Origin of the sequence: Brevundimonas sp., from assembly GCF_047617075.1 — a bacterium.
GTDB lineage: Bacteria > Pseudomonadota > Alphaproteobacteria > Caulobacterales > Caulobacteraceae > Brevundimonas.
In genome coordinates, this window is the sequence record NZ_JBLGCI010000005.1 from 201,233 (window position 1) to 217,125 (window position 15,893).

A 15,893-nucleotide genomic window follows, 5' to 3' on the forward strand; every position below is an offset into this window, starting at 1 on the left:
CGGCAGGGCCCCGGGGCTGCGCGCTTGGAGACCTTCTTCATCTTCCTGCTCGTAGGCGTGCTGGCCCAGGCCGTGGACGGCGCCCTGGGCATGGCCTACGGCGTCATCGCCAACACCGTTCTGCTGGCCTTCGGGGTGCCCCCGGCCACGGCCTCGGCCAGTGTCCATGTGGCCAAGATCTTCACCGGCGCGGCCTCGGGCGGGTCGCATCTTTATCACCGCAACGTTCAATGGTCGCTGTTCTGGCCGCTGACCGCGGGCGGGGTCGTGGGCGGGATCGTCGGCGCCTACGTCCTCACCGGCGTTGATGGCGACATCATCAAGCCGTTCATCCTCAGCTATCTGCTGCTGATCGGCGTGTGGGTGTTGTATCGCGCTTTCGGCGCCCGCCGGCCCAAGGGCTTCAATGAACGCTACAGCAGCCCGCTGGGCGTTGTCGGCGGCTTTCTGGACGCCATCGGCGGGGGCGGCTGGGGGCCGGTGGTGACCTCCACCCTGGTGGGCGCGGGCGCGGAGCCCAGGCGCGCCATCGGCACGGTCAACACGGCGGAGTTGTTCGTCACCACGGCCATTTCGGTGGCTTTTCTGGCCGCCCTGCTCACCGGGCGCTGGGCCGGAGGCGCGCTTCAGGACCACGCCTGGGCGGTGGGCGGCCTGGTGGTCGGCGGCCTGATGGCTGCGCCTTTCGCCGGCTGGATCACCAAGATCGTGCCCGCGCGGACCCTGACCTTTCTGGTCGGCGGCCTGATCATCGCCCTGGCGCTCTATCAGGGCCTGCAGTTGGCCGGTATTGCGCCTTAAGGGACGGGGCGGGTCTGGCGGAAGCTGTCGCGCGCTTCCAGCGCCTCTTGCAGGGCGACCAGATTCGGGCGTCCCGTCTTCCAGTCGAAATCCGGATGGCGGAAGCCGATCCAGGTCACCGCCACACCTGTGGTGATCACGCCCATGTCCAGCGGGTCGGCCCGGGGCGCCGCGGCCTCCAGCGCGTCCAGTCCCAGGCCCATGTTGCGGGTCCAGCGCTCAATCCACGAGGGCGAGCGCTCAGGCTCCGGCCGGCGCTTTTCCAGCACCAGCTTGACGCCCATTTCCAGCACGCCGTTCGCCAGGGTCTCCAGCCGCTTGACCCGCCAGCGCTCCGGTCCTTCGGCGGGAAGCAGCCGCAGGCCGCCGCCCAACGCATCCAGATATTCGCAGATCACAGGGCTGTCGGTGATGGGCTCGCCGTCGTCGGCGATGAGGACCGGAACCTGGACCAGGGGGTTGGCCGCAAGGAGTTCGGGCGCACTGGCGTAGGGGTCGGCGACGATCTCCTCAATATGGTCCGAAAGGCCCGCTTCCCGGGCCACGATGCGGCACTTGCGGGCGAAAGGGGAGGGCGGGGTGATGTAGAGTTTCATGGTGGGATTCCGGCTCATATGGGCCATGCATAGCGGCTGCGGGGGCATTGGAACAGCGTGGCCCGGGGTTGACGAAAGCCGCTACGGGCGGGTCTTAAGGATGGTGAAGCTTCAAGCAATGGACCTCATCCATGCGCATCTCCGCCGTTATTCTCGCATCCCTTCTGGTCCTGGGCGCCTGTACGCCGGCGCTTCCCCCGCCGCCGCCCCTGCCGGACGCGTCGGGCGGGGGCGGACGCATTCTGCCGGACTGGCGCGGCGCCATCACCAGCCATGACCGCGATCGCCTGAACCGGCTGGAGCATGCGTGGGATCTGGCTCTGGAACAGGCGCGGCGTCAGGAAGGCTCGGGCGACCTGGCCTCCACGGGGCGGCTGATCGACCCGGGCGCGGGCCTGAGCGACGTGACCCCGCCGGTGGGCGACTATCGCTGCCGCACGGTCAAGCTGGGGTCGCAGGGGGGCGAGGAGGGCCTGGGCTATGTGGTCTACGGCTGGTTCGCCTGCCGGGTGGAAGAGACGCCGAACGGGCTGAAATTCATCAAGCTGACCGGCTCGCAGCGCCCGGCGGGCCTGCTGTTCCCGGAAAGCGACCGGCGCATGGTGTTCCTGGGCTCCATGGCCCTGGCCAGCGAGCCGCCCGCCAACTCTTATGGCCAGCGGCCCGAGCGGGACATGGTGGCGGTGCTGGAGCGCATCGAGAACCAGCGTTGGCGGCTGGTGATTCCGTGGCCGCAGTACGAATCCAATCTGGACCTGCTGGATATCGTTCCGGCCTGACCGTGAAGCCGCACGACATCGCCGTCGTCGGCGCGGGGCCCTCTGGTCTGGCCGTCGCCCTGATGCTGGCCCGTCAGGGACGGCGGGTGGTGGTCCATGAGCGGTTCGACGCGCCCAGACCGGTGGGGGCGGGGTTTTTGCTTCAACCCACCGGCCTGCATGTTCTGGATCAACTGGGCCTGACTGGCGAGGTCGAAGCGCTCGGCCAGCCGGTGACGCGTCTGTTCGGTCGCGCGGCGCCGACCTACCGCACCGTTCTGGATGTGCGATACGCCGATCTGAAACGGTCCCGGGCGGCTCTGGGGGTGCACCGGGCGGCGCTGTTCGAGGTGCTTTATCGGGCCTGTCTGGCCGCAGGAGTCGGGTTCGAGACCGGGTTTGATGCGGTCGGCGCAGATGACGGCCGCCTCACCGACGCCAGGGGGCGGACGACGCCCCGGTTCGATCTGGTCATCGACGCCGCCGGCGCCCGGTCGCCTATAGCAGAAGCGCTGGAAGGCCCGCGCCGGCCGCTGAGCTTCGGGGCGCTGTGGACCACCGTGCCATGGGCGGATGGGGCCGGGTTCGATGAGGGCGCGCTGGAGCAAGTCTATCGGCGGGCGGACACCATGATCGGGGTTTTGCCCAGCGGGCGGCGGCCCGGATCGGACCAGCGTCTCGCCACCGTGTTCTGGAGCCTCAAGGGCGGCGACCATGAGGCATGGCGCGCGGCGGGGCTCGAGGCGTGGAAGGACAGGGTGCGGGGCTTCTGGCCCGAGACGGCGCCCCTTCTGGCCCCCATCACAGAGCCGGATGACCTGACATTGGCGCGCTACGCCCACCGCACCCTGAAGCGTCCCTTCGGCGACCGGTTGGCGGTGATCGGCGATGCGGCCCACTCCACCAGCCCGCAACTGGGCCAGGGCGTGAACATGGGCCTGCTGGACGCCTACGCTCTGGCTCGGGCGCTGGCGGCGACCGACGACATGACCGTCGCCCTGCCTGCCTATGCCGCCGCACGGCGCTGGCATGTGCGTCTCTATCAGGCGCTCAGTTGGGGCTTCACCCCTTTTTATCAGGCCGACGGACGGCTGCTGCCGTGGGTGCGCGACCACCTGCTGGGGCGCGCGGCGCGAATGCCCTTCGCGCCGCGCCTGCTGGCCGTCACGGTGTCCGGCCTGTTGCTGGACCCGCGCTGACGTCCGTCAGAACTGGATGTCGGCCCGGCCGCCCAGATCGGGCTGGTCCTTGGTCACATTGGCCTTGGCGATCTCGAAGGCGAAACGGACGGGGCCGGCCTGGCTGATCCACATCTGGGCGTCGTCCAGCCGCATGCGCAGCAGGGTCAGGCGGGGATCGTCCTTGCCGTCCGGGTACCAGGCGGCGACCACCGGATTCCAGTACCGCTCCATGCGCTCGCGATCAAAATGCTCCTCAAGCTCGCCGCCCAGACAGGCGTAAACCTCGCGGTCCTTGGAGATGACGCAGAACATGGCGTAATGGCCGCCCGAGGCGTTCACATCCCGCACCAGATCCGTGTCGCGATAGGTGAAGAACCACAGCTCGTTGGATTCGCGTTCCACATAGGCGGTCATGGGCTGCATGTGGCGGGGCTCGCCGCCCGCCGGGCCAAGCATGCCGACGCGGGTGTCCTCGATGGCCTTGAACAGGCGATCCTCGGCGTCCTTGCGGTCCAGATGGTCGGTCATGGTCGGCTCCTGTTGCGGTGGAGCCGGGACAACCCATGCGGGGCGATGATGTTCCCGTCAGAAGCCCGGTCTGGCGGCGCTGGTGTCGAACCCGGCCAGATTCACCAGGTGCACCACAAGAAAGATGCCGACCGTAATGCCCAGCAGCATGAAGAACCGCCACGGCGCCATGCGTGGTCCCCGGATGAGGTCCGGCGGACGGGAACCGCGCCAGCCGCTGAACACAGTCAGGCCGATGGCGGCGGCGAGGGCGGCGAGAGTGACGGTGAGGCTCATGGCGTTCGAGCAGATGGCCGCTGCGTCTCTTTCCGACAAGTGCTGACGAATGATTACGCGACCCGTTAACCCTTTACGCCTCATTAACCGTATCACCGCAGGTATGAATCCGGCGGAGTCTCTGTCCACAGGAACAAGGCCTCGTCGCTAGATATTGGGGTTAACCATGCGTTTACACCCCTGATTTGGGCGGGTAGCGTCGTGGAAACGGGTCGGGAGACGAATCAGTGAGCGCAGCGGCGCCTTGGAGCGTCAAAGGGATTGAACCCAAGGCGCGTGAGATCGCCAAGGATCTGGCGCGCCGCTCGGGGATGACCCTGGGCGAGTGGCTCAACCAGATGATCCTGGATGACGAGGACGACGGGGTGACCCCCTTGCCGCGCCGGCATCAGGCCGCGCCGCGCGATGATCGACGCTCGCGCCTGCGCCGTCTGGACGACGCCTATGGCCGCGACGAGACCCTGGATCGGGTCGCCGCGTCGGTGGAGATGATCGCCGACCGGCTGGAGGCTTCCGAGCGCCGCTCCACCACCGCCATCGCGGGGGTGGATCAGGCGGTCAGCGGCCTGATGCACCGGATCGACGGGGTCGACGAACAGTTCCGCGCCCAGGGCCGTCGCATCGACGACATCGCCGAAGAGCTGCGCGAGGGCCATCGCCGCCTGCGCCGCTTCGAGAACGACACCGGACCGCAGACCACCGAGGCCTTCAAGAAGGTCGAGACCGCGCTGGGGACGCTGGCAGGCCGCTTTTATGATCTTGAGGAGCGCCAGCGCACCGGCTTCATCGAGCTGCGCGGACGGGCGGACAAGGCCGAGGATGCGGTCTCGCGGGTTTCCAGCTCCGAGATACTCAGCCAGGTCGGCGCCCGGCTGGATGCGGCGCAATCGCGCACGACCGACGCCCTGCGCGCGCTGGAGCAATCCTTCGCCGGGCTGGATCAGCGCATGCGCGCCGCTGAAAGCCGTCCGCGCGCCGAAGGCCCGAGCGAGGCCGCGCGCTTCGAAAAGCTGGCTGAAACCCTCAGCCGACAGGTTGAGACCAATCGCGCCGAGATGATGCGGCGGCTGGACTCCGCGGCGGCCGAAGGGCGCATCGACAAGATCGAGCGCGCCGTCCTGGCCATCGGCGAACAGGTGCAGGCGTCGGAACGGCGCTCGGCCCAGGCCGTCGAGGCCATGGGCAAGGAGGTTCTGCGCATCGCCCAGAACCTGAACCAGCGCATGGTCAAGGCCGAGGACGACGGCGGCCGACGCTTCGACGCCCTGGGCCAGGACATGACCCGCCGTGTCGAGCAGGACATGGCCAAGCTGGCCCAGGGGGTCGAGCAGCGCCTGATCCGGTCCGAGGACCGCCACGCCCTGGCCATCGAAAAGCTGGGCGGCGAGATCACCCGCATCTCCGAACGGCTGGCCGAGCGCATCACGGAGTCCGAGCGGCGCTCCACCCAGGCGCTGGACGACATCGGCGAGCGGCTGAAGCGCTCGTCCGACAAGATCGAGCAGCAGTACGACCGCGCGTCCGGCGAGCTGGCCGAACGCATGCGCCAGAGCGAGGAGCGCACGGCGAAGCTGCTGGCCGAGGCCCGCGAGAGCATCGAGAAGCGCGTGGGTGAGCGGCCCGCCGAGCCTGCCGCGCCGGTCGACCAACCCACTCCGGACTGGCGCGCGGCGGCGTTCCCGGACGCGTTCGGGGACGAAGATCCCATGGCCTGGCCCGGCGACGACCTGGCCGAGACGCCCGCGCCGACAGCGGCGGCGGCGGCCGAGCCGTTCGCCCGTCTGCCGGCGGAGCCGGAGCCGGAACCTGAAGTGGTCGCCGCGCCGGCGGATCCGCAGCCTTCCGCCTCACAGCCGCCGGTTCAGACCATGGCGCAGCCGGCGCCCTTCGCCGCCTTCGGGGGCGCAGATGTGGCGGACGCCCTGGACGCCGGCGACGACTATGCGGCCGAAACCGAGTTCGTGACCCCCGCCCCGGCCCAGCGCATCAGCGCCACCCGCGACACCATCAACGCCGCCCGCGCCGCCATGAGCACGCCCGAGCCCGAGCCGGCGAAAAGCGGCGGCTTCGGCCTCAAGCGCGGCGGCAAGTCGCGGCTGCAGGAGCGCATGGATCGCCAGTCCCGCCGTGAAGGCGGCACGGTCAAGAAGGCGTTCATGGCCTCCGTCGCCGTGGCGGCGCTGGCCGGCGCCGTGTTCGGCTATACGCGGTTGACCGACGGCTCGACCCTGGGGCCGCGCGGCCAGGGCGACGAGGAGCCGACCTTGCTGGCCGCCGCCATGCTGCCGGACACGGACGCCGCCGCCCGCCCCGCCGAGGCGAGCGAGGCCCAGACCCTTTACGAGCAGGCGGTCGCGCAACTGGACGCAGGCGAGGATTCCGGCGTCGAAACCCTGACCCGGGCGGCCAATCTCGGCCATGCGCCGGCGCAGTTCCATCTGGCGCGGCTGTATGAAGGCGGCGAGAACGGCGTGTCCCAGAATGCGGCGGAGGCCCGCATCTGGACCGAGCGGGCGGCCCAGGGCGGCGAGGTGCGCGCCATGCACAACATGGCGCTGTATCTGTTCGACGGCGTCGGCGGCGACCGTAGCCAGGTGCAGGCGGTGCGCTGGTTCCGGCAGGCGGCGGAGCGCGGCCTGACCGACAGCCAGTACAATCTGGGCCGCATCTATGAGCAGGGCGCCGACGGCGTCGCCGCCAACGCGGGCGAGGCCTACAAATGGTACCTGATCGCCGGCCGGGCCGGGGACGAGCAGGCCCAGGCGGACGCGGACCGCATGACGGGCGAACTGTCAGCGGGCGTGCGGCGCACCGCGCGCCACGCCGCGGACGCCTTCGAGGCGCCTCCGCTGGCCTGAACGTCGGCGTGATGCACGCTTTTCGGGCGTCTGTGCTGGCGCATCACCGGACGGCTCGATAGACCAGACTTTCACGCCTCCCCTTCGGAGGTTGTTTCGAGTTCCTGAGCCGAAGGCGAGCGCCTTGGACATCTATCTGCCGATCGCCGAAGTGTCGGTGAACGCACCCCTGCTGATCCTGCTGGGCGCGGCGGTGGGCTTCATCTCGGGCCTTTTCGGGATCGGCGGCGGCTTCCTGATGGCGCCGGTGCTGATCTTCATGGGCGTGCCGCCGCCGGTGGCCGTGGCCAGCCAGGCCAGCCACGTGGTGGCCTCCTCCACCTCGGGCGTCATCACCTATACCGCCAAGAAGGGCGTCGATTACCGCATGGGCGGGATCATGGCCCTGGGCGGCGCCATGGGCGCCGTCGGCGGGGTGGAGCTGTTCCGCCTGATGCGCCTGCTGGGCCAGGCGGATCTGGTGGTGGCCCTGTCCTATCTGATCTTCCTGGGCGCCATCGGCGGGCTGATGCTGAAGGAGAGCCTTGAGGCCATCATCCGGCGGCGGAAAGGTCTGCCGGCGCCGCGTCCCCAGAACCGCCGCCCAATGTGGCTGTACGGTCTGCCGTGGCGGATGAAGTTCCCCCGCTCGGGCCTGTACATCAGCGCCATCCCGCCGCTGGGGCTGGGCGTGTTCGCCGGGATCCTGTCGGCCATCATGGGGGTGGGCGGCGGCTTCATCCTGGTGCCGGCCATGCTGTACGTGCTGCGCATGAAGGCCAGCGTGGTGGTGGGCACCAGCCTGTTCCAGATCATCATCACCACGGCCATCACCACGGTGCTGCAGTCGGGGCGCAACCAGACGGTGGACATCGTGCTGTCCTCCCTGCTGCTGTTCGGCGGGGTGGTGGGGGCCCAGTACGGCGCGCGCATGTCGGGCAAGTTCCGGGCCGAGGAACTGCGGGCGGTGCTGGGGCTGATCGTGCTGCTGGTGGGCATCCAGATGGGGCTGGAGCTGTTCGTGCGCCCGTCCGAGATGTTCGTGCTGGCGCCGGGGGTGGACTGATGATCCAGGACGCCCCGCCGCCCGAGCCGCCCGCCGTCGTGGCCGAGGCCCCGGCCCAGAGCCAGCAGACCCTCACCCCCGTGACCCGGGCGCGGGTCGCCGCCGCCCTGACCGAGACGACGGTGGACATCGACACGGGCTTCGCCGGCGCCTCCATGGTGCTGTACGGGGCGGTGTTCAATCCCACGGACACCCCCGCCGACGTGGTGGTGGTGGTGCGCGGTCCCGATCAGCCGGTGCGTCTGGTGCGCAAGGTGCGGGTCGCGGGCCTGTGGCTGAACAGCCGGCCGGTGGTGTTCGAGGGCGCGCCGGGCTTTTACATGACCGCATCCACGCGACCGCTGGACGAGATCACCAATTTCAGCGTGCTGCGGCGTCTGGGCGTAGGGGTCGACCACCTCCGCATCAACGCGCCGGAGCAGGAAACCACCGTGACCCGGTTCGGCGTGCGCGACGTGGTCATCAACCGGCTGGGCGAAGACTATCTGGACTGGCGCCGGGCGGTGATCCGCCTGAAGGAGGACGCGGCCCTTTACGCCACCGACCCGGACGGGGTCCGCTTCGTGGATCAGGGCCTGTTCCGCGCCGAGGTGGAACTGCCCGCCGAGGCGCCCACCGGGACCTATGAGGCCGAGGTGTGGCTGTTCCAGGAGGGCGAGGCGATCTCTGTCAGCCGCATGGAGCTGGCCGTGGACAAGGTTGGGGTGGAGCGGGCCGTCTTCGACTTCGCGCACCAGCGCTCGTGGCTGTACGGCGTCCTGTCGGTGGTGCTGGCCGCCTTCACCGGCTGGGCGGCGTCGGCCTGGTTCCGCCGGACCTGACCTGAGACCACGGAAACACCGCCTCAAGGTCGAGGACGCCCAAGCCGCCATGCGCTAGACCCGCGACGCTGCGCTGAAGCCCCCGATCCTGATCCTGCCCTCGCTGCAGGTGAACATCCGCGCCGGCGCCCTGCCGCCGGCGGAGAGTCGTCGGGGAAGCGGTTTCTGAAGATGCCGCTGAACGCGATTTGATGCCCATGTTCCGGTTTCGTTTCGGTATAGAGAATGCTAGCTTGGCGGCATGAAAGATCCCCGCAACACCGCAGAAAACGGACCGGTCACCATCCGAGAGGACGGGGACACGGGTGATCGGTTTCTCGTCTACGTCTCCAAAGAGGGAGTGCGGGCGGAGTTGCGGGTGATCGGTGACACCTTCTGGGCCACACAAGCCCAGATGGCTCACATGTTTGGAGTGAACGTCCGCAGCATCAGCCAACATATTAAGAACATATTCACCGAAGGCGAATTGGAGGCTGATTCGGTTATCCAAGAATCTTGGATAACTGCTGCCGACGGTAGAACCTATCGAACCAACCTCTACAGCCTCGATGTCATCATAGCGGTTGGCTATCGGGTCAGTTCGCGACTTGGAACCATGTTCCGCATCTGGGCTACCCAGGTGCTAATGGCTTACCTGACGAAGGGGTTTGTCATCGATGACGAACGCCTGAAGAATCCAGACGGCAAGCCCGACTTTTTCGACGAGCTTCTTGAGCGCGTCAGGGACATCCGCTCATCCGAAAAGCGGATGTGGACCCGCATCCTCGAGCTTGCCTCCTTCTGTGTTGATTACGACCCACGCGACAAGACACAGCACACTGAATTTTTCGCGGAGATACAGAACACACTTCATTGGGCGGTCGTCCAGAAGACCGCCAGCGAACTCGTTGTGGAGCGCGTTGACCACCAAAAAGAACGTGCGGGCGTCGTCACGTTCAAAGGAAATCTGCCCACCGTCGATGAAGCCAAAACTGCGAAAAACCTGTTGCTGGAACCTGAGATCAAGGCGCTGAATCACATCACAAGCTTAATGCTGGAATTCTTTGACAGCCAAGCTGAGCAACGTCGGGCGACGACATTGGGCGAGTTCCAGATAAAACTCCGCGAGCTTATCAAGTTGGATGGACGGCCACTGAAGCCCTGGGGAGCCGCCACATCTGTGAGCCATGCGCAGGCAGCGGCTCATGCATCCAAAGAAATTAAAGCCTTCAAGCAACGGAAGCGGCTTGAAGCAGAGCGCGCAGGTGAGGACCAGCTTCGTCAACTCGCCAAAACCCTGAAAGACAAAAAGCGATCCCGTGATCGCTGACACGCAGGTAGGCATCGCCGCCGCCGACGCGGCGGCTGCCTGGCGCGATCTGCCGCCGGCGCTGGCGGTTCCGCCGGGGGCGGGGGCCGTGGCGGATGAGGCGGGGGCGCGGGCTGTCGGGCGGGGGGCGGCCGAGGGGCTGTTCACCGGCGGGGCGGTGCTGGTCGCCCACGCCAGCCTGACGGCGCGGCGGCTGGGGCTGGCGGCGCCGGGGCGATCGCCGGACCTGATGGATGTGCTGGAGCTGTTCGCGTTCGTGCGGCCGGCGCAATTCTGCGCGCCGTCGCCCACCGGGCTGGCGCTGGCGCTGGGGCTGGAGACTCCGAAGACCGCGCCGGAGCAGGCGGCGGCCCTGCGCGAGGCGGCGGGGGTTCTGCTGAAGGACCTGACCGATCCGGCCTATGGCGGGCGCGAGGCGGCCGTGACCCTGGCCGAGACGCTGGAGCGGGCGGGCTGGGCCTGGGCGCCGCGGGTGCTGACGGCCTTGCAGTCGCAGCCGATCCGGGACCGGCAATACCGGGGTTCGGGCCTGGACGTGTGGTCGCGGCTGGACGAGTGGGAGGACGAGGCGCCGCGCGGGGAGGCGGGCTCGGCGCCGGTGGATTCGGAGTCCGCGCGCATCCGCCTGGCCAAGCTGCTGGAGGCGTCCGGGCTGGACGAGACGCGGCCGACCCAGTCGGACTATGCGGCCGAGGCGGCCTTCGCCTTTTCGCCCCGCAACGAGGAGGGGCGGCCCCGGGTGCTGCTGGCCGAGGCGGGGACGGGGACGGGCAAGACCCTGGGCTATCTGGCCGCCGCCTCGCTGTGGGCCGAGCGCAATCAGGGGGCGGCGTGGGTATCCACCTACACCCGGGCCCTGCAGCGCCAGATCGACCGGGAGAGCCACGCCATCTGGCCCGATCCGGAGGTGCGGCGGGTCAAGGCGGTGGTGCGCAAGGGGCGCGAGAATTACCTGTGCCTGCTGAACCTGCAGGAGATGGTGCAGGGGGCGCAGCTGGGCAACGGCGACCTGATCGGGGCCGCCCTGACCGCGCGCTGGGTGACGCACAGCCGCGACGGGGACATGACCGGCGGGGATTTCCCCGGCTGGCTGCCCGGGCTGTTCGCCGTGGCCCCGGCGCAGCAGGCGGGGGCGGCCAATCTGGTGGACCGGCGCGGGGAGTGCGTGCACGCCGCCTGTCCCCACTACCGCATGTGTTTCGTGGAGAAGACCATCCGCGCCAGCCGCCGGGCCGATCTGGTGGTGGCCAACCATGCGCTGGTGATGAGCCAGGCGGCGTTCGACGGGGCGCGGGCGGCGCGGGGCATCAAGGGCGACACCGAGACCGCCGCCCTGAAGCGGGTGGTGTTCGACGAGGGGCACCATCTGTTCGACGCGGCGGACAGCGCCTTTTCCGCCTGTCTGTCGGGGCAGGAGGCGGCGGAGCTGCGGCGCTGGATCCGGGGGCCGGAGGGGCGCGGGCGGCGCGGGCGGGGCCTTGAACAAAGACTGGGCGATCTGGTGGCGGACTCCGAGGCCGCGCGGCAGGCCCTGACCGATGCGGTGCGGGCGGCGGCGCAGCTGCCGGGGGAAGGCGCCTCGGGCCGCATCGCGCCGCCGTCGGGCGAGGTGAACCCCATCGGGCCCATCGAGACCTTTCTGGCCGCCGCGCTGGTGCAGCTGCGGGCGCGCACGTCCGAGGCCGCGACCTATGGCGGGGGCGAGTTCGGCATGGAGTGCGCGGTGCGCCCCTCCGCCGAGCCGGTGATCGAGGCGGCGCGCGGGGCGGCGCGGGCGCTGGCGGCGGTGGAGGCGCCCCTGCTGGCGCTGGCCCGGCACCTTGAGGACCTTCTGGACGACGAGGCGGCCGAGCTGGACGGCGGGGCGCGGGCGCGCATCGAGGGGGCGCTGCGGGGCCTTGAGCGGCGCGCGCGCATGACCCTGCCCGGCTGGCGCGCCATGCTGGCGGCGCTGGAGGACGGGGACGCGGCGCCGGACCCGGATTTCGTGGACTGGCTGTCGGCGGAGGTCGCCTTCGGCCGCATCCATGACGTGGCCCTGCGGCGGCACTGGATCGATCCGACCATCCCGCTGGAGGCGGCGGTGATCGCCCCGGCGCACGGGGTGCTGGTGACCTCGGCCACCCTGTCGGACCCCATGGCCGACGATCCGTTCGACATGGCGCGGATGCGCACCGGCTCGGCCCGCCTGCCCGAGCGGCCCCGGACCCTGAAGGTGGAGAGCCCGTTCGACTATGCGGCCAACAGCCGGGTGATCGTGGTGAACGATGTGGCCCGCGACGACCCGCGCCAGATCGCGGCGGCCATGCGCGAGCTGTTCCTGGCGGCGGGCGGCGGGGGGCTGGGCCTGTTCACCGCCATCCGGCGGCTGAAGGCGGTCTATGAGCGGCTGGGGCCCGATCTGGCGAAGGCCGGCATCCCGCTCTACGCCCAGCACATGGACCCGCTGGAGGTGGGCGGGCTGGTGGACGTGTTCCGGGCCGAGGAGGATTCCTGCCTGCTGGGCACGGACGCCGTGCGTGACGGGGTGGACGTGCCGGGTCGGTCGCTGCGCATCCTGGTGTTCGACCGGGCGCCGTGGCCGCGGCCGGACCTGCTGCACAAGGCGCGGCGCGAGACCTTCGGCGGGCGCGGCTATGACGACGCCATCGCCCGGGGCCGCATCAGCCAGGCGTTCGGCCGCCTGATCCGCCGGGCGGACGATCGGGGCGTGTTCGTCATGCTGGACGCCGCCAGCCCCACGCGGCTGTTCGCGGGCCTGCCGCCTGGGGCCGAGGTGCAAAGAATGGGACTGGTGGAAGCCATCGAGACGGTTGGCGCGTTCCTCAAGCCAAGCTAACGGAGCGTCCATGACCCAAGCCCGCGCGCGCTATGCGCCCCTGATCATTCCGTTCGCCATCGTCCTGATCGTTCTGGTCGTGTGGACCGCGTGGTGGTTCTGGCTGTCGCAGCAGGTGCGCGACCGGCTGGACGTGGCGGCCGAGGGCCTGCGCGCCCAGGGCTGGGAGGTGGTCTATTCCGAGCCCGTCCTGACCGGCTGGCCGTTCCGCACCCGGCTGGAAAGCCAGCATGTGCGCCTGACCGCGCCCACCGGGCACGAGATCGCCGCGCCCCGTCTGGCCGCCGAGGCCAACGCCTATCGGCCCGACCGCTGGGTTGTGGTGGCTGACGACGGGCTGGTGCTGACCCGGGGCGACAAGGGCAAGGTGGCGGTGGCCGCGCCGGTGATCCGCGCCTCGGCCAGCGGTCTGACCGAGCCATTCCCCAATCTGGCGCTGGAGATTCTGGAGCCGGTGTTCACGGCCCATCCGGGGGCCGAACCCTTCCCGCTGGAGCGGGCGGAGCGGATCGAGCTGTATCTGCGGCCGGGCGAGGCGCGGGAGGCGGAGGGGGCAACCGTGCAGACCGCCCTGCCCGCCTCGCAGCGCAATGTGGATGTGCTGTTCCGCCTGATCGACGCTGTCGGGCGCGACGGCGGCCCCATCGCCTTCATGAGCCGCGACGGGCTGTTCAGCCTGCAGGCCGAGACGGTGGTGGAGAATTTCCAGGGCCTGAGCGGACCGGACGCCTCCAGCCTGCTGGCCGCGTGGACCGCCTCGGGCGGGCGCTTTCTGGACGTGCGCGGCGAAATGCAGGCGGGCGAGAGCGCCGCGCGCCTGACGGCCGATGAACTGCGCGCCGATGAGAACGGGCGGCTGGTGGGGACCCTGCGCCTGTCGGCCGACCGGGCCGCGCCGGCTCTGGCTGGTCTGGCCCAGTCCGACACGGTGAACCGCACCGCCACGGTGGGCGCGGCGGCGGCGGCCGGGGCCGACGAGGTGCTGACCGGCGACGTGGAGCTGGAAGTGGAATTCCGCGAAGGCCGGGCCTGGCTGGGCCCGTTCAATCTGGCGCCGGCGCCGGAACTGTTCTGATGCCCGCCACGCGCAATCTAGACCGCACCCTGCTGGCGGCCCTGTCCGCCCGCGTGGCGGCGGAGGGGCCCCGGTCCCGCGACGAAGCCGTGATCGCCCTGCGCGCCGTGCTCAAGGACGCCGGCGACCTGCCGCGCGATCTGGTGCGGGTGCTGTGGAGCCGGCTGGAGGCGCGGTCAGCCGGGCCGGTCAGCGTCTGGGGGCCCCTGTCGGCCCTGCTGGCGGCGGATCGGTATGGCCACAGCGTGCGCTCGGCCCACGACCCGGAGGCGGCGCTGAAGGCCGCGCGCGAGGGCGGCCGGGCGGTGCTGGATCTTGGACGGTCAACGCCCTGGTGGGCGCGGCTGCTGGCCCAGCCGGACCTGAGGGTGACGGCGGCCCTGCCCGACGACGCCTCCGGCCGGCCGCTGGCGCTGGTGGTGTCGGGCGAGGAGATCGGCCCCACCGGCGAGGACCGCACCTTCTGGGTCATCGAGGCGCCGGGCGACGAGGCGAAGATCACCGACCTTCTGGCCCAGCGCGGTCTGGCGGGCACGCCGCTGGAGACGGCTGGCGGCTTGAAGCTGTTCATGCTGGCGGGCTATGTGCAGCCTGACGACGGGCGCCTGATCGCCCCCACCGGACGGCTGAGCGGCGTGATCGGCGCCGCCCCGGTGTTCTGAACATACGACAGGGAAGACGCAGATGACCGACACCGACAAGGGCGCCGCCCCGACCGGCCCCGCCCCCAAGAGCGGGATTCTGGACATCGCCCCCTATGTGGGCGGCAAGTCGAAGGTGGACGGGGTGGCCGAGCCTATCAAGCTGTCCTCCAACGAGAACGCCCTGGGCGCCGGCTCGCTGGCCCGCGAGGCCTATGAGGCGGCCATCAAGAATCTGGCGCTCTATCCCGACGGGCGCGCAGCGAAACTGCGCGATGCGGTGGCCAAGCATCATGATCTGGAGCCCGAGCGCCTGATCTTCGGCAACGGTTCGGACGAGGTGTTCGCCCTTCTGAACCAGACCTATCTGACGCCGGGCGACAACATCGTCACCGGCCAGTACGGCTTTCTGGCCTACCGCATCTCGGCGCTGGCCAATCAGGCCGAGGTGAAGTCCGCGCCGGAACCCAAGCTGAAAGCGGAAGTGCACGCCCTGCTGGAGCAGGTCGATGAGCGCACGCGCATCGTCTATGTGTCCAATCCGTCCAACCCCACCGGGTCCTGGAACGCGGCCGAGGAAATCGAGCGCCTGCACGCCGCCCTGCCGTCCTCGGTGCTGCTGGTGGTGGACGAGGCCTATGCGGAGTTCGTCACCGAGCCCGACTGGGCCACGTCCTTCCCGCTGGCGAAGGACAGCGCCAACATCGTGGTGACGCGGACCTTCTCGAAGATCCACGGCCTGGCGGGCCTGCGGGTCGGCTTCGGCTATGCGCCCCTGCATGTGGCCGAGGCGGTGGACCGCATCCGCCTGCCGTTCAATGTCTCCGTGCCCGGCATCGAGGCGGCGGTGGCGGCCCTGGCGGACGAGGCGCACGTGAAGGCCTCACGCGAGCTGGTCCAGACCTGGCGCCCGCGCCTGACCCAGGCCATCAAGGGTTTCGGCTTCGAGGTCCCGCCCAGCGCCGGCAATTTCGTGCTGGTGCGGTTCAAGGATGCGGACCGGGCCAAGGCGGCCAGCGACTATCTGAACACCAAGGGCATCATCGTTCGCCCCGTCGGCGGCTATGGTCTGCACGACTCCCTGCGCATCACGGTTGGCACCGAGGACCAGAACCGCGCCGTCATGGACGCCCTGAGCGAGTTCGCGGCCAGCTGATCGCCGGGC

At 69.8% G+C, this 15,893-nt stretch carries 14 protein-coding genes; 11 read left to right on the forward strand and 3 right to left on the reverse strand.

The window, feature by feature from the left end; genetic code table 11:
- Positions 1-24 precede the first annotated feature (24 nt).
- Positions 25-801, forward strand: coding sequence for a sulfite exporter TauE/SafE family protein (locus ACI8U3_RS07555; RefSeq protein WP_415014252.1), 777 nt, complete (start codon positions 25-27; stop codon positions 799-801).
- Here ACI8U3_RS07555 and ACI8U3_RS07560 read toward each other — a convergent pair.
- Complete coding sequence (locus tag ACI8U3_RS07560; RefSeq protein WP_415014253.1) at positions 798-1,397, reverse strand: glutathione S-transferase N-terminal domain-containing protein; 600 nt, start codon at positions 1,395-1,397, stop codon at positions 798-800. The two genes, ACI8U3_RS07555 and ACI8U3_RS07560, sit on opposite strands and share 4 nt — an antisense overlap.
- Positions 1,398-1,528: 131 nt before the next feature.
- Between ACI8U3_RS07560 and ACI8U3_RS07565 the strand changes: the two genes are divergently transcribed.
- Together ACI8U3_RS07565 and ACI8U3_RS07570 are read left to right on the forward strand one after the other, a co-directional pair.
- A complete protein-coding gene (locus tag ACI8U3_RS07565) occupies positions 1,529-2,176 on the forward strand; it encodes a DUF4893 domain-containing protein (protein ID WP_415014254.1) in 648 nt (215 codons plus the stop codon).
- A gap of 2 nt (positions 2,177-2,178) precedes the next feature.
- Entirely contained in the window at positions 2,179-3,354 is a 1,176-nt protein-coding gene (locus tag ACI8U3_RS07570) for an FAD-dependent oxidoreductase (RefSeq protein WP_415014255.1), read from the forward strand.
- Between the two features lie 6 nt (positions 3,355-3,360).
- Here the strand turns inward: ACI8U3_RS07570 and ACI8U3_RS07575 are convergent, their stop codons facing one another.
- Entirely contained in the window at positions 3,361-3,864 is a 504-nt protein-coding gene (locus ACI8U3_RS07575; protein ID WP_415014256.1) for a pyridoxamine 5'-phosphate oxidase family protein, read from the reverse strand.
- A 57-nt stretch (positions 3,865-3,921) separates the two neighbouring features.
- A complete protein-coding gene (locus ACI8U3_RS07580) occupies positions 3,922-4,140 on the reverse strand; it encodes a hypothetical protein (RefSeq protein ID WP_415014257.1) in 219 nt (72 codons plus the stop codon).
- A 227-nt stretch (positions 4,141-4,367) separates the two neighbouring features.
- Here ACI8U3_RS07580 and ACI8U3_RS07585 point away from each other — a divergent pair, with 227 nt between their 5' ends.
- The 8 genes from ACI8U3_RS07585 to hisC all read left to right on the forward strand — a co-directional run bounded on the left by ACI8U3_RS07585 (position 4,368) and on the right by hisC (position 15,884).
- Positions 4,368-6,998: a hypothetical protein gene (locus tag ACI8U3_RS07585; RefSeq protein ID WP_415014258.1), complete on the forward strand. Its 2,631-nt coding sequence runs from the start codon at positions 4,368-4,370 to the stop codon at positions 6,996-6,998.
- 124 nt (positions 6,999-7,122) lie between these two features.
- Positions 7,123-8,043: a sulfite exporter TauE/SafE family protein gene (locus ACI8U3_RS07590; protein ID WP_415014259.1), complete on the forward strand. Its 921-nt coding sequence runs from the start codon at positions 7,123-7,125 to the stop codon at positions 8,041-8,043.
- On the forward strand, positions 8,043-8,864 hold the full coding sequence (locus ACI8U3_RS07595) for a TIGR02186 family protein (RefSeq protein ID WP_415014260.1): 822 nt from the start codon (positions 8,043-8,045) through the stop codon (positions 8,862-8,864). Before ACI8U3_RS07590 ends, ACI8U3_RS07595 begins: the two co-directional genes overlap by 1 nt.
- A 241-nt stretch (positions 8,865-9,105) precedes the next feature.
- Positions 9,106-10,173: a RhuM family protein gene (gene rhuM, locus ACI8U3_RS07600; RefSeq protein ID WP_415014261.1), complete on the forward strand. Its 1,068-nt coding sequence runs from the start codon at positions 9,106-9,108 to the stop codon at positions 10,171-10,173.
- The gene (locus ACI8U3_RS07605; protein ID WP_415014262.1) at positions 10,163-13,012 is read left to right on the forward strand and encodes an ATP-dependent DNA helicase; all 2,850 of its coding nucleotides are present in this window, start codon (positions 10,163-10,165) and stop codon (positions 13,010-13,012) included. Before rhuM ends, ACI8U3_RS07605 begins: the two co-directional genes overlap by 11 nt.
- 10 nt (positions 13,013-13,022) lie before the next feature.
- Positions 13,023-14,087 carry a DUF2125 domain-containing protein gene (locus ACI8U3_RS07610; RefSeq protein ID WP_415014263.1) on the forward strand — a complete coding sequence of 355 codons (1,065 nt, stop codon included), beginning with the start codon at positions 13,023-13,025 and terminating at the stop codon, positions 14,085-14,087.
- Positions 14,087-14,749, forward strand: coding sequence for a hypothetical protein (locus ACI8U3_RS07615; protein WP_415014264.1), 663 nt, complete (start codon positions 14,087-14,089; stop codon positions 14,747-14,749). Before ACI8U3_RS07610 ends, ACI8U3_RS07615 begins: the two co-directional genes overlap by 1 nt.
- A 22-nt stretch (positions 14,750-14,771) precedes the next feature.
- Complete coding sequence (hisC, locus tag ACI8U3_RS07620) at positions 14,772-15,884, forward strand: histidinol-phosphate transaminase (protein ID WP_415014265.1); 1,113 nt, start codon at positions 14,772-14,774, stop codon at positions 15,882-15,884.
- The last annotated feature ends 9 nt before the right edge of the window (positions 15,885-15,893 follow it).